Raw genomic sequence first — 20,138 nt, 5'->3', positions numbered from 1 at the left:
GGAGGCCGAGCAGAGGTGGCACGGAGGGGGTTGACGGGCAGGGATGCCCGTCAAGCGCTTGGGGCCATGGATGGCCCCTAAGCGCGGTACCCCCGGAGTGCCACCGGCGCGAGGGAACCCCGCAGCGCAGCGAAGGGGCCGGATGCGGGAGCAGGCGGTTTTTGCCCCCCTTTTTTCCAAGAAAAAAAGGGGGTCGCCGTAAAGGCGAAAAGGTGACTAAGCCTCACCAAAGCCACCGGATAAGCCCCCAAACCACCAGTCCCCCACCTCAACCCCCCCCAAAAATCCCCAAGCCAACTAAATCCCCCCCCAAAAAAGTCGTCTAAGGAGAACGCAGCAGCCCCCAGCACGAACGCTCACCCAAGAGACCCCCAATGACCCCCAAGCCCCCCAGCCTAGCCCAGGAAACCCTGCGCCTTCTCAAGCCGTTCTGGTCACTGGTAGCCCTGTCAGCCGCCCTAGGCGTGATAAGCGGCCTGAGCGTCACGGCCCTGCTGGCGACCATCAACCGCGCCATGAATTCCGCAACCGGCCCCGGCACCGACATCACCTTGCTGTTCGCCGGCCTGTGCCTGCTCACCCTGGCCTGCTCGACCGCCTCCAACCTGCTGACCAACTACGTCGGCCAAAACGTGGTAGCCAGGCTGCGCCGCGAGCTCTCGGCCAAGGTGTTGGTCGCTCCCATCGCCCAGCTCGAGCGCTACCGCGCACACCGTCTGATCCCAGTGCTGCTCAACGACGTCAGTACCCTCAGCACCTTCGCCCTGTCCGTGGCGCCGATGGTCATCGCTTTCACCGTCACCCTCGGCTGCCTGGCCTACCTCGCCCTGCTGTCCTGGCAGATCCTGCTGATCACCCTGCTCACCGTCGTGGTCGGCACCGGCGCGCAGTTCCTCGCTCACCGCTATGGCATGCACAACATCCTCAAGGCCCGCAACGCCGAAGACGACCTGCAGAAGCATTACCAGGCGCTGTCCGGCGGCGCCAAGGAACTGCGTATCCAGCGCCGTCGCCGCCAGCACATGCACGACCAGGCGATCCATGGCGCCACCGAACGCATCTGCCAGGCCAACATCCGCGCCGCCAACATCTTCGTCAGCGCCGAAACCTTCGGCTCCATGCTGTTCTTCGCCGTGATCGGCGTGGCCATCGCCTTCCAGGCGTTCTGGCCCAGCACCGAGCGCAGCGTGCTCGGCGGTTTCGTACTGGTCATGCTTTACATGAAGGGCCCGCTGGAGCAGCTGATCACCAATCTGCCCGCCATCAGCCGGGCGCAGATTGCGCTGCGCCGCATCGCCGAGCTCTCCCAACGCTTCTCCTCGCCCGAGCCGCACCTGCTGGTCAGCGACCGCATCCCGAGCGTGACCCAGGTGCGCTCCATCGAACTGCACCAACTGCGCTACGACTACCCACCGGTAGAGGGCAGCCAGCCGTTCCACCTGGGCCCGGTGGACCTGACCATCAAACAGGGCGACATCGTCTTCATCGTCGGCGAGAACGGTTGCGGCAAGACCACCCTGATCAAGCTGCTGCTAGGTCTCTATACCCCGCAACAGGGCGAAGTGCGGCTCAATGGCGAGCCCGTCACAGCCCAAAGCCTGGATGACTATCGCCAACTGTTCACCACCATCTTCGCCGACTACTACCTGTTCGACGAACCGCTGCCCGGCCAGGCCGAACTGCCGCCAGAGGCCAGCAAGTACCTGGAACGCCTGGACATCGCGCACAAGGTCAGCATCCGCGACGGCAGCTTCACCACCACCGACCTGTCCACCGGCCAGCGCAAGCGCCTGGCGCTGATCAACGCCTGGCTCGATCAACGCCCGGTGCTGGTGTTCGACGAGTGGGCCGCCGACCAGGATCCAGCGTTCCGCCGCGTGTTCTACACCGAGCTGCTGCCCGAGCTCAAACAGCAGGGCAAGACCCTCATCGTCATCTCCCACGACGACCGCTACTTCCCCATCGCCGACCAACTGGTCCGCCTGCACGCCGGCCAGATCATGGTCGAGCACAATCCCCGCTCCGCCCTGCCCGCGTGACCGACCTCGGGGCGGCGCCAGCGCCGCCCCGCCTGGGTTAAATTCCCCCGCGCTCGACTCGTTCTCCCAGTGCCGCCCGCAGAATCCGCACCTGCTCGAAAGCAGTCGCAGAGAAAAATCGCGACCGGAAGGCTTTTTCTTTCCGGTTTCGGCCTGCGCACGCGTCTCACTCGCAACGGAATAATTTTCATTTACTTGCGTACCTTGGATCGAGCCGACAAAAAATGTCAACACCACACTCCACACTGACCCCCCTGAGCAAAGCCCTGATGCTGCGCAAGCTGTTGCGTGGCGCTCCGGCGATGACCGCCTTGGGCCTGGCCCTGTCGATGCCACTGGCCGCCCAGGTGCAGGCCCAGGAACAGGACTTCGACATCCCTGCCCAATCGCTCTCCAGCGCCCTGCAAGCCCTGGGCCGCCAGGGCAACCTGCAGGTGCTGTTCAGCCCGGAAAGCGTGCAGGGCCTGCGCAGCACCGCAGTCAAAGGCCGTTTCACGCCCACCCAGGCAGCTGGGGAGCTGCTCAGGAACAGCGGGATTCGCTTCAGCGTGCAGGGCAACACCCTGATCATCAGTGGCGCGGCCGAATCCGGCGCAGCCATGACCCTGGATGCCACCACCATTTCCGGACAGACCCTGGGCACCACCACCGAGGGCAGCAATTCCTACACCACAGGTGCGGTGACCATCGGCAAGACCGCGCAAACCCTGCGCGAAACGCCGCAGTCGGTGACCGTGGTCACCCGCAAGTTGATGGATGACAAGAACCTGGTCTCGCTCGACCAAGTCATGGCCCAGACCACCGGCATCACCCGCGCCAATCGCGGCTATGGCAACCACCACTTCAGCTCCCGCGGCTTCGACCTCACCGACGAAAGCTATCTGGTCGATGGCGTGCCCGGGCAAGCCTATGCCTATACCGGCTGGATGATCCCGGACATGGCGCTGTTCGACCGCGTGGAAGTGCTGCGCGGCGCCTCCGGATTACTGGTCGGCGCCGGCAATCCGGGCGGCGCGGTGAACCTGGTGCGCAAGCGGCCTACCGCCGATCCCAAGTTCACCGTGATCACCCGTGCCGGCTCCTGGGACACCTACCGCCTGGATCTGGACGCGAGTGGCCGCCTCAACTCCGAGGGCACCCTGCGCGGGCGCATGGTCGCATCCTACGAGGATCGTGGCGATTTCACCGAGGTAAAAAACACCAAGCGCCCGCTGCTGTACGGCATCCTCGAAGGCGACCTGAGCGACGCCACCACCGTGGCCGTCGGCCTGCGCCGCCAGACCTCGCGGATCGACGGTTACAGCGTGCTGGGCCTGCCCAACAACCCGGACGGCAGCAACCCGCACCTCAAGCGCAGCACCTACCTGGGTCAGAACTGGACCAAGATGCAGACCAACATGGATGAGGTGTTCGCCGACCTCACCCATCGTTTCAACGACAACTGGAGCGCCCAGCTGGCGATGTCGCACTCCGAAGGTGGCTTCAGCAACAGTGCATTGGGCTGGGGCGCGGGCGACACACTCGAATATGGCGCACCTGGCGGCCCTACCGTCAATTCCGTGCTTTACCACAAGTTCGGGATCATCTCGAACGCGTTCGACGGCCATCTGGACGGGAGCTTCGATGCCTTCGGCCAGACGCATCAGGTCACGCTCGGCGCCAACTGGTCCAAGCGCAAGATCAACGACAAAGACGCGAACTTACGGCTGGCGTCCCCCATTCCACTCAACGTATTCGATCCCAGTCACAACAATGTGCCGGAGCTGGCGCGACAGGGCTGGGATTCCGATGACGACAGCACCGACACGCGCTACGGGGTTTACCTGACCAGCCGCCTGCATGCCACCGATGATCTGAGCTTCGTGCTCGGCGGCCGCCTGAGCTGGTACAAAAACGAGGTGTGGTCCGGTCCTACACTCTTCACCAACCGTCAGGACGAGGAGTTCACACCCTTCGTCGGCGCCATCTACGACCTCAACGATCAGTGGTCCTGGTACGCCAGTTACGCGGATATCTTCATGCCCCAGTCCGACTACCGCACCTCAAGCGGTAGCCCGCTGGACCCCTCGATCGGTTCCAACTACGAGACCGGCATCAAGGGCGAGCTGTTCGATAAACGCTTGAATGTCTCGTTCGCGGTGTTCTACATCGAGCAGGAAAAGGTTGCGGTGAGAGATCCTGACGCACGCGATCAGTGCGATAACGACTCGTCGGGGCAATGCTGGCTCAATGGCGACGGCATCAGCCGCAGCAAGGGCTTCGAAGCCGAAGCCACTGGGGAGGTGCTGCCGGGCCTGCAAGTGGCCGCCGGTTATACCTACAACACCACCGCCGCCTCCGGCGGCGGCCCAGTCTCGGCACAGACGCCCAAGCACATGCTGCGCCTGAATACCAACTACACCCTGCCAGGGCAGTGGAACCGCTTCAGCATCGGCGGCGGCGTCTCGGCGCAGACCGGCTACAAGGACGCAGTCAACGAATCGCAGAACAGCGGTCGAGCCATCTTCGATGCTCGCGCCGCCTACAAGATCGACGACCACTGGACCGTCGCAGTCGATGTCGACAACGTCTTCGACCGCAAGTACTTCGCTTCCATCGGCTATTGGACGCGCGGCACGACCTATGGCGAACCCCGCAGCTACATGCTGAGCCTGCGAGGCGACTTCTGATCGGTTGATCGATGCAAACGCAACGCCCCCTATTCAGGGGGCGTTTTCGTTTGCCGGTAAACCTGCATTGTCCAAGGAATGAGCTGTGCCCCAAAAGTGAACGGGGGTCCAACATTTGGGGTGCAGTTCATCCCTTTGCGAGCGCGCGTTGCGTCGCGAAATGACCGCAAAGCGGTCCCGACAATGTCAGCAGCGAAGCTGAAACCCGGGACCGCTAAACGCCAGCCCGTCAGCGCTGCCGCGCCAGCCGGGCCACGACCCCATCCATGAACTCGGCCGCGTTGACGATCCCCTCATGCCCATCGGCAACCACCGTCGAACTGGCCAGTCCATTGATCGACGCCTGTGTCACCAATCCAGCCTCGCCTTTGGCCACACGCTCGGCACTGCGGCTCTGGCTCGCCCACCAGCAGTCCACCTGAACCTGCAATGGCCGCAGTCGGAACGCTTCGCTGAGCGCCGAGTTGTGCTCGAGCAATGCGAAACCGTCGACAATGTCGCGTTGCAGGTTCACGTTCCGATGGACCTCGCGCAATTGCTCGGCGCTGACCTCGCCCAGCGCCGCAACGCGCTCGATCACCCACTCGGCGCGGTCGACGTTGTCCGGCAACGCCTGCGCCTGGGCGATCAACGCCAGGATGCGCGCTTCACCAACGCCTGGAGCGAAGGCCAGCAAAGCGCGCAGCAGGCTTTCGTCCGCCGCTTGCACGACAGGCTCGGCCACGTCGGTCTCGCTGTCCTGCAGTCCGCTGACGTCCGCTGGCAGCAGGCTGTCGACCAAGCCGACGAAGCCCACCTGCTGCCCCATCTGCTCCAGACGATGCGCCACTTCCAACGCCAGCGCACCGCCCAGCGACCATCCCAGCACATGATAGGGCCCCTGCACCTGGGTGGCGCGAATCTGCTCGACGTAGTAGCCCACCATGTCCTCCCACGAGCGGTCGACCCAGCCCGGCACGGCGTAGCTTTTATTGACCACGCCATACACCGGACGCTGCGCGGCCAGGCGCCTGGCCAGCGGGTAGTAGGCATAGGCAGCCCCGCCGCCGGGTGGCAGGCAGAACAACGCCGGGCGGTCCAGCGTGCAGGCGTTGAGGGCTACCACAGGCGAGGACAACCGATCGTTGCCACCGCCGATGAAGCTCGCCAGCGCTTCGAAGTCTGGCATCAGCATGAACTCATGCAGGCTGATCTGGGCAGAGAAGGTTGCCCTGAGCTTGTTGACCAGCGTGATGACCAGCAGCGAATGGCCGCCCAGCTCGAAGAAGTTGTCGTGCAGACCCACCTGCTCGACGTTGAGCACCTCACTCCAGATCGCGGCCAGTTGCTGTTCCAGTGCCGTGCGCGGGGCCACGTAGCCCTTTTGCAATTGGCTGGCGTCTGGTTTGGGCAGGGCCTTGCGGTCCAGTTTGCCGTTGGCGGTGAGCGGCCAGGCCTCCAGCACCAGGAAATGGGTCGGGACCATGTAATCCGGCAGTTGCGATTTGAGGTGTTGCTTGAGCGCTTCGCGCAGTTCGCTGTGATCGACCTGCGCATCCTGCGCGATCAGATAAGCCGCAAGCTGCTTGCCCCCGGCCCCGTCGATGTCCAGCACCAGCACTTCGCGTACGGCCTCGTGGGCATGCAGGCGGGCTTCGATTTCACCCAGCTCGATGCGGAAACCGCGGATCTTCACTTGGTGGTCGATGCGCCCGACGTATTCGATCACAGCCTGGCTGCGGTAGCGGGCCAGATCGCCGGTGCGGTACAGACGACCGCCCTCGCTAGAGAATGGATCGGGTACGAAGCGCTCGGCAGTAAGCGAAGGCCGGTTGTGGTAACCGCGTGCCAAGCCCGCGTGACCAACATGCAACTCGCCGCTGCAACCTGGGACCACTGGGTTGAAATCGGCGTCCAGTACGTACATCGACAAGTCAGGAATCGCAGCGCCGATGGGGCTGCTGCTCTGATGCGTGTCTTCGAAACGAATCGGGCGGTAGGTCACGTGCACCGTGGTTTCGGTGATGCCGTACATGTTGACCAGGTTGTCGCAGTCTTCGCCGAAACGCTCGAACCAGGGCTGCAAGGCAGCTACATCCAGGGCTTCGCCGCCGAAGATGACGGAGCGCAGGGCCAGGTCGGAAGCGCTTTCACACGCGACACGCATCAACGGCTTGAACGCCGAAGGCGTCTGGTTCAGCACCGTGACGCCCTGATCTACCAGTAGCTGGTGGAAGTCTTCAGGAGAGCGCGTCACCTCACGCGGCACGATCACCAGACGCCCACCGTGCAGCAGTGCGCCGAAAATTTCCCAGACCGAGAAATCGAAGGCGTAGGAGTGGAACAGGGTCCAGACATCATTCTGGTCAAAGGAGAACCAGTTCTCGGTCGCCTTGAACAAGCGCAATACGTTGTGATGCGGGAGCAAGGTGCCCTTTGGCTTCCCGGTCGAACCGGAGGTATAGATCACATACGCCAGGTTGTCCGGCTCAGTCAGGAGCTCAGGGTTTTCATCGCTGTAGCCTTCGAGACCGGCTTCAAGCACAAGGCTACGCACCGAAGCCGGCACGGGCAGATCGGCCAGCAGATGCTGTTGAGTCACCAACAACGCAATACCACTGTCTTCGATCATGTAGCTCAAGCGATCCTGCGGATACTCCGGGTCCAACGGCACATACGCCCCGCCCGCCTTGAGGATCGCCAGCAACCCGACGATCATCTCGATCCCGCGCTCCACCGCCAGGCCCACCAGCACATCCGGCCCCACGCCATGCTCGCGCAACTTGTGCGCCAAGCGGTTCGCACGGCGGTTCAAGCCGTCGTAGCTCAGCGACTGCTCGGCAAAGGTCAGCGCAATGGCCTGCGGTGCCCGCGCCGCCTGCGCTTCGATCACCCCCTGAATAGACTCAGTGCTCGAAAACCGCGCAACCTCCTGCGCCACCACGCCGCCAAACGCCAGCTCACCCAAGGCCCGCTGCGGCCCCTGCGCCATCCCCTCCAGCAGTTCGAGGAAATGCCCCGCCACCTGCTCGACAGTCGATTCATCGAAGCACGCCCGGTCGAACTTGAAGCTGGCCAGCAGCTTGTCGCCCACCTGAGCGACCAGGGTCAGCGGATAGTTGGTCTGTTCCTGGGTCTGCACCTCACCGAACAGCAGCCCTTGCGGCGCGTCTTCCTGCAACGCCTCGGACACTGGATAGTTCTCGAACACCAGGATGTTGTCGAACAACGCCTCGCCGCTGCGACCGGCCCAGCGCTGAATGTCGTACAGCGGCGTGTGCTCGTGCTCGCGCAAGGCCAGGTTCAACGCCTGCACCTGCTGCACCCAGTCCGCCACGCTCAGCTCAGGACGTGGACGGGCGACCACTGGCAAGGTGTTGATGAACAGCCCGAGCTGTTCTTCGATACCTGGGAGGTCCGCCGGACGCCCCGCCACCGTGGCACCAAAGGCCACGCTCGACTGCCCGGTGTAGCGCTGCAACAGCATCAGCCACGCCGCCTGCACCAGGGTATTGACGGTCACCCGCTGCTCGCGGGCGAATTCGGCCAGACGCTGCGTACGCGGCGCATCGAGCACCGCGTTGCACTCACCCTGCCCCTCCGCGGGCCGCGCGCATTTGAGGACCTGCGCCAAGCGGGTCGGCTCGTCCAGCCCGGCGACGCGTTCGCGCCAGAACTGCTCGCTGAGCGTGGCGTCCTGCGCTTGCAGCCACTGGATGTAGTCGCGATAGCGCCGTGACGAGGTGGCCGGGGCGTGTCCGGCATAGCGCTGCAGCACTTCCCCGAACAACCGTGAACTGCTCCAGCCATCGAGCAGGATATGGTGATTGGTGAACACCCACTGGTGCTGCTGTTCGCCGGTACGGATCAGCGCCAGGCGCAGCAGCGGTGCGCGGGCCAGGTCGAAGCCCGCGGCCAGGTCCGCCTCGGCCCACTCGCGCAGGCGCCGCGCCTGATCCGCCTCGTCACGCCAATCCAACTGGATCACCGGCAGCGCCAGGTCACGTTGCACCACTTGCACGGCACGGTCGAACTGGCTGATGAAGCTGCTGCGCAGGATCGGATGCTGGTCGATCGTCGCTTGCCAGGCGCCGATGAAGCGTGGCACGTCCAACCCCTGCACGCTCAGGCGCAACTGGTTGACATACTGACTCGCCACCTCGCCGGCCAGGCTATGGAACAGCATGCCCTGCTGCATGGGCGACAGCGGGTAGATGTCCTCGATCGACTGCGCCCGCATCGGCAAGGCCGTCAACTGTGGCTGGGTCAGGTGTGCCAAGGGGAAGTCCGAAGGTGTCACGCCCGCCACCTCGGGACGCACGCAATGGGCGATCAGCTCGCGCAGCACCTGGCCGAATTCGTCGGCCAGCGCCTGCATGCGCGTCGGCTCGAAGCGCTGGCGGCTGAAACTCCAGTCCAAGGTCAGGCGCCCGGCATACACCTGGCCGTCGATACTGATGGCGCTGCCCAGCGGCGCCTCGTCGCTCTGCCCTTGCCCGGCGCCCTCGGCGGCGAGTGCGAACAGGCTGGTCTGGCTGTCGAAACTGCCGTCGAACTGGCCCAGGTAGTTGAACACGATATTGCCCTGGGGCAAGACGCTCAGGCGCTCGCGCGCAGACGCCTCGCCCAGGTAGCGCAGCAGGCCGTAGCCGATGCCTTTGTTCGGCACTGCCCGCAGTTGCTCCTTGACCGTCATGATCGCCGCGCCCAGGTCCTCGACCGGGGTCAGTTTCAGCGGGTACAGGCTGCTGAACCAGCCGACCGTGCGGGTGATGTCCAGGTCGTCGAACAGGTCTTCACGGCCATGCCCTTCCAAGCGGATCAGCGCATGGTCTTCGCCCGTCCAGCGGCAGATGACCCGCGCCAGGGCGGTCAGCAGCAGGTCGTTGACCTGCGTGCGGTAGGCCGCCGGTGCGTCCTGCAGCAATTGCCGGGTCAGCTCGGCGTTCAGCTCGGTGCGCACCGACACCTCGTGACGGCGCTGCTGACCCCCTTGGGCATCATCCCAGGGCAAATCGTCGGACAGACCACCCAACTGCGCCTGCCAATACGCCAGCTCGGCCTGCAACGCCGGACTGCGGGCATGGGTCTGCACGTGCTCGGACCAGGCCTTGAGCGAACTGCCGCTGGCCGGGAGCGACAGCGCCCGCCCCGCTGCTGCAGCCAGACACGCCGTTTGCAGGTCTTCGAGCAGTACCCGCCAGGACACCCCGTCCACCACCAGGTGATGGATCACCAGCAGCAGGCGCTGCTGCTCATGCGGCAGATCGATCAGCACCGCCCGCAGCAGCGGGCCGTGCTTGAGGTCCAGGCTGCGCTGGGCCTCGTCGGCCAGTTCGGCGATGCGCGCCGGATCGTCCAGGCGGTGGTGCCACAGCACCTGCGACAGGTCGAGGCTGGCGTACTCGCCGTGCCAACGCCCTTGGTCCTGCACAAAGCGCAGGCGCAAAGCCGCATGCTGCTCGACCACGGCAGCCAGCGCCGTGTGCACCTGGGCCACGCTCAGCGGCTGACGTGGGGTCAACAGCACCGCCTGGTTCCAGTGCTGGCGCTGGGGAATCTCGGTGTCGAAGAAACGCGCTTGAATGGGCAGCAACGGCACCCGCCCGTCCAGCGCCTCACGCGCCACCGGCGCCGGCTTGGCCTCGATGCGCTTGGCCACGGCCGCCAGTTGACCGATGGTCTGCTGCTCGAACAGTTGCTTGGGGCTGAGCTTGAGACCCTGGCGCTTGGCCCGGGCGATGATCTGCAAGCTCAGGATCGAGTCGCCGCCCAGCTCGAAGAAGTTGTCGGTGCTGCCGATCGGCTCGCGCTTGAGCACCTCGCTCCAGATCGCGGCCAGGGTCTGTTCGATGTCGCCCACCGGCGCTGTGTAGCGCTGCTGAACCGCATCGGGCCTGGGCAGCGCACGCTTGTCCAGTTTGCCGTTGGCGGTCAGCGGCAAGCGCTCGAGCAGCAGGATCTGCGCCGGCACCATGTAATCCGGCAAGCGCGCCTGCAAGGCCCCGCGCAGCGCCTCGGCCTGCAACTCGATGCCGGATGCCGGTACTGCCCAGGCCAGCAGTTGCAGGCGCTCGGCATCGCTTTCCAGGGGCACGGCCAGCACCACGGCGTCCTGCACCCCTGGCTGGAGACGCAACAGTTGGCCGATCTCGCCAGGCTCGACCCGGTAACCGCGGATCTTCACTTGGTCGTCACCGCGCCCCAGGTACTCCAGCACACCCGCCTGCACCCGGGCGCGGTCACCGGCACGGTACAGACGCTCACCGTGGCGCGCCTGCGGATCAGGCACGAAGCGTTCGGCAGTCAGCCCTGGCTGGCCGATATAGCCCTGGGCCAAGCCATCGCCGCCCAGGTACAACTCGCCAGCCACTCGCTCGGGCAAGGGGTTCAGGTACGCGTCCAGCACCCGCGCCTGGCCGTTGTCCAGGGCTTGCCCCACGGGCACGCTGCGCCAAGCGCCGGCCGAGCCGCCCACTTCGTGAGTGAGGATACCGACGGTGGTTTCGGTCGGCCCGTAGTGGTTGACAATACGGCAGTCCGGCCGCAGCCGCTGTACCTGCTCGACCAGCGCCCAACTGCTGGCCTCGCCGCCCAGGATCAGCACCTGACGCGGCAGCACCCGCGCCGGGTCGGTGGCCTGCAGCAGGCCTTGCAGGTGGCTCGGCACGATCTTCAGGACATCGACCTGATGCTGGTCCATGTAGCGCGCGAAGGCGTCCGGATCGAAGCCTTGGTCGTGATCCATGAGGTGCAGCAAACGGCCGCTCGCCAGCGCCCCGAACAGCACCGTGTGCCCCAGGTCGGCGGCCACGGTGGAGACCATCGCCAGGCTGGCGTCGGTCGGCAGGTCCAGGCGTTGCAGCACGCCTTGCAGGTAGTTGGCCAGGGCACCGTGGCTGACCACCACGCCCTTGGGCTGCCCGGTGGAACCGGAGGTGTAGATGATGTAGGCGGCCTGGCCGGGAAGAATCGACACGGCGGGCGGCCGCTCACTGCCGCCTTCATGGCGCGCCGCGTCGAACGCCAGCGCCGGACACACGCCCAAGGCGGCTGCCTGGGCATCGCCCGGTGCATGAACCAGCAGACGCGCCGCACTGGTGCGCAGCAGGTGCTGCAAGCGCTCGGGCGGCTGGCGGCCGTCCAGCGGCAGGTAGGCGGCGCCCAGCTTGAGCACGGCCAGCAGGCTGGTCACCCAATCGATCGTGCGTTCCTGGCACAGCGCCACGGTCATGCCGGCGGCGATGCCCTGCTCGCTCAGGTGATGGGCGAAGCGGTTGGCCCTTCGCTCCAGCTCGCCATAGCTGATCTGCACCTCGCCTTCGCGCAGCGCCGGACGCTCGTCACCGGCCGCCAGGGCCTGGCGCCACAGGGCCAGGAAGTCGGCGCAAGGCCAGGCTCGATGCGAGGCGGGGAGCTGTACCGCCTGGTGATCGGGATGCGCGAGCAACGCGTCGTGGGGGTGATAGGCCAGGGTTTGCAGCACGTGTTGCAGCGAGGCGGCCAGGCGTTCGATGGTCGCGACCTCGAACAGATCGGTGCTGTAGTTGAAATAGCCGAGCAGCCCGTCAGGTGTCTCGCTGAAGTCGTAGGCCAGGTCGAAGCGGGCATCGCGGCCCTCCAGCGGATAACCGCTGACGGTCAACTCGCCGAGGGTCTGACGCGATTGCGCGGCGTCCTCGCCGTCGCTCAGGTTCTGATTGAGCTTGACCTGGAACAACGGGTTGTGGCCCAGGTTGCGCTCCGGCGCCAGGGCATCGACCAGATGCTCGAACGGCAGTTCCTGGTGCGACTGCGCGCCGCTGACCACCTGGCGCACCTGCTCCAGCAAGGCCACGCCGCTCTGGCGCTCGTCCACCTGTATGCGCAGCACTTGGGTATTGATGAAGAAGCCGATCAGGCCCTCGACTTCCTTGCGGTTGCGCCCGGCATTGGGCGCCCCGATGCGGATATCGGCCTGACCGCTGTAGCGCGACAGCACCACCGCCAGCGCCGCCAGGGTCAGCATGAACAGGGTGTGGCCGTTGCCGCGCGCCTGGGCCTTGAGCCGCTCGGTCAACTCGGCGGGCACGTCGCAACGCAGCGTCGCGCCCCGGTAGCTGGGCTGCGCCGGACGCTCGTGATCCAGCGGCAGCTCCAGCAACGGGTGCTCCTCGCCCAGTTGCTCGCGCCAGTACTGCAACTGACGCTCACCCTCCCCGGCCTCCAGCCAGGCGCGCTGCCAGATCGCGTAGTCGGCGTATTGCACCGTCAGCGCCGGCAGTTGCGGGTCACGTCCTTCGGACAAGGCTTCGTAGAGCTGCACGAACTCCTGGACCATCAGCTCGCCGGACCAGCCGTCGGAGACAATGTGGTGCAGGCACACGGCCAGCACGTGCTGGTCAGCGGCCACGCGCAGCAGGCGCACCCGCAGCAGCGGCCCTTCGAGCAGATCGAACGGTGCCTCCAGCGCCTGACGCACATGCTGGGCCAGGCACTGCTCGGGCTCCTCACCCGCCACCGGCTGCAGTTCGATCATCTGCAGGTCCAGCGGTGCGTCATCCAGCACCTGCTGGTGGTACTCGCCGTCCTCGCTGACGAAGCGCGTGCGCAGGCTTTCATGGCGCTGCACCAGCGCCTCCAGGGCGCGGGTCAGCGCCGCCAGGTTCAGCGGCCCGTCCAGACGTACGGCCGTGGGCACGTTGTAGAAGCTGCTGTGCGGCTCCAACTGCCAGAGGAACAGCATGCGCTGCTGGGCGTACGACAGTGGGATGCGCGGGCTGTCGTGACGGGTCACGGCGATGGGCAGCAGGCGGAAGCTCTGCCCAGTCTCGTGCATCTTGTCGAGGATCTGCCGGCGCTGCTCCAGCGCCAGGCCGACGAAGCGTTTGGCGATACGTTCTGCTGTGCTCTTGTCCATCTCAGACACCCGCCATTTCGTTCATCATGCGTTCGATATCGGACAGACCATCCTCGCTCAGCGACAGGCCAGTGGCGGCGCAGGCCGCAGCAAACTCGTTCAATTGCGGTTTCTCGAAAAGCAGGCGCAGGGCAACGTCGATGCCCAGGCCCGTGTTGATCTTGGAAATCAGCTGTGCCGCCAGCAACGAGTGCCCGCCCAGCTCGAAGAAGTCGTGATTCAGGCCCACCCGCTCGACCTTCAGCACCTCGGCCCACAACGCCGCCAATTGCTGCTCCAGCTCGCTGACCGGGGCCACGTAGGCCGTCTGCGCCTGCTCGGTGTCCGGGAGCGGCAAGGCCGAGCGGTCCAGCTTGCCGTTGGGCAGTTGCGGCATGCGCTCGAGCACCAGCAGGTGCTGCGGGACCATGTAGTCCGGCAGGCTGGCGGCCAGGTGCGTGCGCAACTCGCTGCGCAGTGCCTCGTCGCCGTTTTGCCAGGCCTCGGCAACCAGGTAGGCGGCGAGCTGCCGGCCGGTCGCTGCGGGAATGTCCAGCACCAGCACGTCACGTACTGCCGGGTGTTCGCGCAGCCGCGCCTCGATTTCGCCGAGCTCGATGCGGAAGCCGCGGATCTTCACCTGGTGGTCGATGCGCCCGGCGTACTCCAGTACGCCATGCTCGCCGCGATAGCGGGCCAGATCGCCGGTGCGGTACAGCCGTGCGCCTGGGGTGGTCGAGAACGGGTCGGGAATGAAGCGCTCGGCGGTCTGACCAGGGCGGCCATGGTAGCCACGGGCGAGCAGTTCGCCGCCCACCAGCAGTTCGCCCAATGCGTCGGGCAAGGCCAGGTCCAGCCCGCCATCCACCAGATGAATGGCACGCCCGGCCAGCGGTGTGCCGATCGGGATCTGCCCCGGCAGCGATTGCTGGCCGCTGACGTAGGCGCTGCAATCGTGGCTCGTGACGCTGACCGTGGCCTCGGTCGGACCATAGGTGTTGACCAGGCGCACGTGCGCGAGCCCGGCCTGCTGCCAGGCCAGCACACCCTCGGCGGGCATCGCTTCGCCGCCCATGTGGATCCGCCGCAGTGCGCCGTAGTCACGCGGACCGCGCGCGGCGAAGTCCTTGGCCAGCAGGTACCAGTAGGCCGTCGGCAGGTCGGCGAAGGTCACGCCCTCGGCCAGCACCTGGCGATAGAAGGTTTCGCTGTCCCAGAGGTCGGGGCCACGCAGCAGCACGCGGGCGCCACGGATCAGCGCGGGGTACAGCTGCTCGACGAAGGCATCGAAGTTGAAGGTGGAGAACTGCAGCACGCAGTCGCTCGCGTGCAGCCCGCAGAAGTCGCGGGCCACCTGGGCATGCAGGCTCAAAGCCGAGGCGCTGATGGCCACCCCCTTGGGCCGGCCAGTGGAGCCGGAGGTGTACATGATGTAGGCCAGGTTGTCCGGGCCACCGAGCGGCGTCGGCGCGTGCTCGGGCTGCGGCTGCAACGGCTCGCGGTCCAGGCACAGGCTCTGCACCTGGGCCGGCAACTGCTGCAGTTGCAACGCGTCGGCGTGGCACAGCAGCAGAACGATGCCGCTGTCTTCGATCATGTGCGCCAGCCGCGCCTGCGGGTAGTCCGGGTCCAACGGCACGTAGGCGCCGCCTGCCTTCAACACCGCCAACAGGCCGACCACCATGTCCAGGCTGCGGGGCAAGGCGATGCCCACCCGCACTTCGGGACCAACGCCCAGCGCGCGCAGGCGATGGGCCAGTTGGTTGGCTCGCACGTCCAGGGCTCGATAGCTCAGATGCGCACCTTCGCAGCTCAGCGCGATGGCCTCGGGGGTGCGTCGGGCCTGGTCCTCGATCAGGTACTGCACCGGGCGTGGGTCGGCGCCCTGCAGTGCGTGCTGACTCCACTGTTCGAGGATCTGCCGACGCTGCGGCGTCTCCAGCAGCGGCAGCTCGAGAATGCGCTGGGACGGTTGTAGGCATACCGCATTCAGCAGGCTCAGCCAGTGGCCCGCCAGACGCTCGACCGTCGCGGTCTCGAACAGGTCTCTGGCATAGGTCAGGGTGGCACCGAGACCGTCCTCGCTGTCGAAGGTGTCCAGCGACAGATCGACATGGGCGGTGACCTCGTCCCAGGCCAGGCCTTCGATCGCCAGGCCCGGCACCTGACGCACCGGCGCTGCCGCGTGGGTCTGATGGTTGAACATCACCTGGAACAGCGGGTTGTGGCTCAGGCTGCGCTCAGGCTGCAAGGCTTCGACCAGGTGCTCGAACGGCAAGTCCTGGTGCGCCTGGGCCTGAACGGCGGTTTCGCGCACCTGCTGCAGCAGCGCGCTGAAGGTGGTGTGCGGGGTGAACTGCGCCTTGAGCACCTGGGTGTTGACGAAGAAGCCGATCAGGCCTTCGGTTTCGGCGCGGGTGCGGTTGGCCACCGGCACGCCGACCCGGATGTCGTCCTGACCGGAGACGCGGTGCAGCAGGCTCTGGAACGAGGCCAGCAGCAGCATGAACAGGGTCACGCCCTGTTCGCGGGCCTGGGCCTTGAGGGCACTGGCCAGGGCAGGCGGCACGCTGACCGACAGGCTGCGCCCGGCATGGCTTTGAACGCTGGGCCGCGAGCGGTCGGTGGGCAGTTGCAGCACGTAATGTTCCTGGCCCAGGTGCGCCAGCCAGTACTGCAACTGACGCGCCTGTTCGCCAGCCTGCATCCATTGGCGCTGCCAGGCGGCGTAGTCGGCGTATTGCACTGGCAAGGCCGGTAACTCGGTCGGTTGACCTTGGCCGAGCGCCAGGTAGCGGCCGACCACTTCGTCCACCAGGATCGGCATCGACCAGCCGTCGGCGACGATATGGTGCAGGGTGAGCACCAGCACGTGCTCGTCCTCGGCCAGGCGCAGCAGGCGCACGCGCAGCAGCGGACCACGCGCCAGGTCGAATGGCCGGCGCACCTCACGGGCTACCTGCTCGCGCACGGCGTGCAGCGAGGTGTCTTCCAGGGTTTCCATGACCAGCGTGAAGGTCGCAGGGCAATGGATGCGCTGCAGCGTCTGCTCGCCTTCGGCATGGAACGTGGTGCGCAGGGTCTCATGCCGGGCGATGAGCGCCTCGAAGGCCTGGCGCAACCATTCGGCGTTCAGCCGACCGCGCAGGTGCAGCGCAGCCGGGATGTGATAGGCCGCGCTGTCGGGCTCCAGTTGCCAGAGGAACCACTGACGTTGCTGTGCGTAGGACAGCGCCAGGGGCTGACTGCGATCTACCGGGATCAGTGCTGGTGCCTGACTGGCGCTGGCCTCGGCGGCGGCCTGGGCGAAGGTCGCCAGATCCGCAGATTCGAACAAGGCCCGCAGCGGTACTTCCAGGTTCAGGCGCTGGCGGATGCGTGAGGTCACTTGCGTGGCCAGCAGCGAATGCCCTCCCAGCTCGAAGAAGTTGTCGCCCAGGCCCACGCGCTCGACCTTCAGCACCTCGGCCCAGATCTCGGCCAGACGCTGTTCCAGCTCACTGCGCGGGGCCTGGTAATCAGCCTGCACCTGACTGCTGTCGGGCTTGGGCAGGGCCTTGCGGTCGAGCTTGCCGTTGGGCGTCTGCGGCAAGGCGTCGAGGAAGATCAGGTGCGCAGGCACCATGTAGTCCGGCAGGCTGGCCTTCAGATGGCGCAGCAGGTCGCCGCGCAGCTCCGGCCGCAGCGGTGCGCTCGGCACCAGGTAGGCCGCCAGCTGTTTACCGGCCGGACCGTCGATGTCCACCACCAGCACTTCGCGAATGCCTGGGTGTTCGCGCAGCTTGGCGTCGATCTCACCCAGTTCGATACGGAAACCGCGGATCTTGACCTGATGATCGACCCGGCCGGCGAATTCGATGACGCCGTCGGCGTTGTAGCGCGCCAGATCGCCGGTGCGGTACAGGCGCCCGCCTGCCCGGTCGCCGAACGGGTCGGGAATGAAGCGTTCGGCACTGAGCCCAGGACGCTGGTGATACCCGCGCGCCAGCAGTTCGCCGCCGACCAGCAGTTCGCCGATGGCGCCCGGCAGGGCCAGGTTGCCCGCAGCATCGACCAGGTAGATGCTGCGCCCGGCCAGGGCCTTGCCGATCGGAATCTGGCTAGGCAGCGGCACCTGTTCAGTGACATAGGCGGTGCAGTCCTGGCTGGTGATGGTCACCGTCGCCTCGGTCGGGCCGTAGGTGTTGATCAGCTCGACATGAGCCAGGCCCGCCGCGCGCCACGCCGGCACCCCGTCGGCGGCCATCGCCTCGCCCCCCATGTGCACGCGACGCAGCGCGCCGTAGGAACGCGGGCCCTTGGCGGCGAAATCCTTGGCCAGCATGTACCAGTAGGCCGTCGGCAGGTCGCTGAAGGTGATGCCGTGCTCCAGCACCTGGCGATACCAGGTCTCGCTGTCCCATAGCGTCGGGCCGCGCAGCAGGAGGCGCGCGCCGACGATCAGCGAGGGGTACAACTGCTCGACGAAGGCATCGAAGTTGAACGTGGAGAACTGCAGCACGCGGTCTGCATCGCTCAGTTGACAGAACGCGGCGAAGCCCAGGGCATGCTCGGTCAGGGCGGCGGCGCTGATACCGACACCCTTGGGACGACCGGTGGAGCCGGAGGTGTACATGATGTAGGCCAGGTTCGCAGGCTCGGTCAGGTTCTGCGGATCGTCCTCGCTGCAGCCTTGCAGCCAGTCGTCGCCCTGGTCCAGGCACAGGCTGCGCACCTGCTCGGGCACGCTCAGCCGGGCCAGCACCGGGGCCTGGGTCAGCAGCAGGTGTAGGCCACTGTCTTGCATCATGTAGCTCAAGCGCTCGGCGGGATATTCCGGGTCCAGCGGCACATAGGTGCCCCCGGCCTTGAGCACCGCCAGCACGCCCACCACCATGTCCAGGCTGCGCTCGATGGCGATGCCGACCGCCACGTCCGGGCCAACGCCCAGTGCGCGCAGGCGATGGGCGATACGGTTGGCGCGACCGTTGAGGGCCTGGTAGGTCAGCGACTTACCCTCACAGTCCAGCGCAACAGCGTGCGGCGTCTGGGCCGCACGCGCCGCGATCAGTTCGTGCACGCAGCGCTGGTCGCTGAAGTCGACACGATGGGCACCCTGGTCCTTGAGCTGCTGCACCTGTGCGGCATTCATCAGGGCCAACTCGCCGATCAGTTGCCTCGGTTGACGGACGATCTCGCGCAGCAGGGCCTGCCAGTGACCCGCCAGGCGCTCGATGCTGCTGCGCTCGAACAGGTCGCAGGCGTAGGTCATGGCCGCCGTGAGGCCGTCGTCGCTTTCGTAGGTGTCCAGGCTCAGGTCGAGTTGCGCGGTGTAGCTGTCCCACTCCAGCCCTTGCACGCTCAAGCCCGGCAATTGCCGGGCGGCGCCGCGCTGGGCGGCCTGGTGGTTGAACATCACCTGGAACAGCGGGTTGTGGCTCAGGCTGCGCTCCGGCTGCAAGGCTTCGACCAGTTGCTCGAACGGCAGATCCTGGTGCGCCTGGGCCTGCAAGGCGGTCTGGCGCACCTGTTGCAGCAGGTCGTTGAAGGTCAGGGTCGGCGTGAAGCGGGCATCGAGCACCTGGGTGTTGACGAAGAAGCCGATCAGGCCCTGGGTCTCGGCGCGGCTGCGGTTGGCCACCGGCACCCCGACGCGGATCTCGCCCTGACCGCTGTAGCGGTGCAGCACGGTCTGGAACGAGGCCAGAAGCAACATGAACAGGGTCACGCCCTGCTGCCGGGCCAGGTCCTTGAGCGCCTGGGCCAGCGACGCCTCGAAGGCGATGGGCAGGCGTGCGCCGCGGAAACTCTGCACCAGCGGGCGCGGATGATCGGTGGGCAATTCCAGCACCGGCTGCTCACCCGCCAGACGCTCGCGCCAGTAACCCAACTGACGTTCCTGCTCGCCAGCCTGCATCCAGTCGCGTTGCCACAGGGCGTAGTCGGCGTACTGGATCGGCAACGCCGCCAGCGCCGCCGGCACACCCTGGCACTCGGCCTGGTACAGACGGATGAGCTCGTCGATCAGGATCGGCATCGACCAACCATCGGAGATGATGTGGTGCACGCACAGCATCAGTACATGCTCATCGGCGCCCAGTGCCAGCAAACGCACCCGCAGCAGCGGCCCGCGCTCCAGGTCGAACGGCTGCTGCATGTGCGCCTCGACCCGCGCCTTGATGGCCGCCTCACGCTCGCCAGGGTCGCTCAGCGACAACGACTCGACCGCCACCTCCATGGGCAGGCTCGCATGGACGATCTGCACCGCCTCGTCACCGTCCTGGGCGAAGGTGGTGCGCAGGGTCTCATGGCGTGCCAGCAACTGGTCGAAACTGCGCTGCAACGCCGCGCTGTCCAACTGGCCGTTCAAACGCAGCGCCGCCGGGATGTTGTAGGCGGCGCTGTGCGGGTCGAGCTGCCAGAGGAACCATTGGCGCTGCTGCGCGTAGGAGAGCGCTGTCCCGTCTGCAGGTTCCCTCCTGAAGATCGGGGTGACCCCGTAGAGATTGACACCCTGTCGCTTGAGCAAGGCAGCCAACGCCTTGCGCTCCTTGGTGGACAGCGACTTCACGGAGTCGAGCAGCTCTTGCACTT

4 protein-coding genes are annotated in these 20,138 nt (G+C 66.1%); 2 read left to right on the top strand and 2 right to left on the bottom strand.

The window, feature by feature from the left end; translation table 11 throughout:
• Positions 1–374 precede the first annotated feature (374 nt).
• Complete coding sequence (locus Q7C30_RS20450) at positions 375–2,039, top strand: cyclic peptide export ABC transporter (protein WP_317872560.1); 1,665 nt, start codon at positions 375–377, stop codon at positions 2,037–2,039.
• A gap of 224 nt (positions 2,040–2,263) precedes the next feature.
• On the top strand, positions 2,264–4,708 hold the full coding sequence (locus Q7C30_RS20445) for a TonB-dependent siderophore receptor (protein ID WP_317872559.1): 2,445 nt from the start codon (positions 2,264–2,266) through the stop codon (positions 4,706–4,708).
• Positions 4,709–4,937: 229 nt separating this feature from the next.
• Here Q7C30_RS20445 and Q7C30_RS20440 read toward each other — a convergent pair whose 3' ends face one another.
• Entirely contained in the window at positions 4,938–13,586 is an 8,649-nt protein-coding gene (locus tag Q7C30_RS20440; RefSeq protein ID WP_317872558.1) for a non-ribosomal peptide synthetase, read from the bottom strand.
• Between the two features lies 1 nt (position 13,587).
• Positions 13,588–20,136: a non-ribosomal peptide synthetase gene (locus Q7C30_RS20435; RefSeq protein WP_317872557.1), complete on the bottom strand. Its 6,549-nt coding sequence runs from the start codon at positions 20,134–20,136 to the stop codon at positions 13,588–13,590.
• Positions 20,137–20,138 lie beyond the last annotated feature (2 nt).

This window comes from Pseudomonas sp. RAC1, assembly GCF_030658255.1.
Taxonomy (GTDB): domain Bacteria; phylum Pseudomonadota; class Gammaproteobacteria; order Pseudomonadales; family Pseudomonadaceae; genus Aquipseudomonas; species Aquipseudomonas boreofloridensis.
The sequence above is the reverse complement of the archived record's forward strand: the minus strand, read 5'-3'. Positions and strand labels throughout refer to the sequence as shown.

Coding starts and splice junctions, on each gene's coding strand:
- Q7C30_RS20440 (WP_317872558.1), bottom strand. CDS start 13,586: ATGGACAAGAGCACAGCAGAACGTATCGCCAAACGCTTCGTCGGCCTG.
- Q7C30_RS20445 (WP_317872559.1), top strand. CDS start 2,264: ATGTCAACACCACACTCCACACTGACCCCCCTGAGCAAAGCCCTGATG.
- Q7C30_RS20450 (WP_317872560.1), top strand. CDS start 375: ATGACCCCCAAGCCCCCCAGCCTAGCCCAGGAAACCCTGCGCCTTCTC.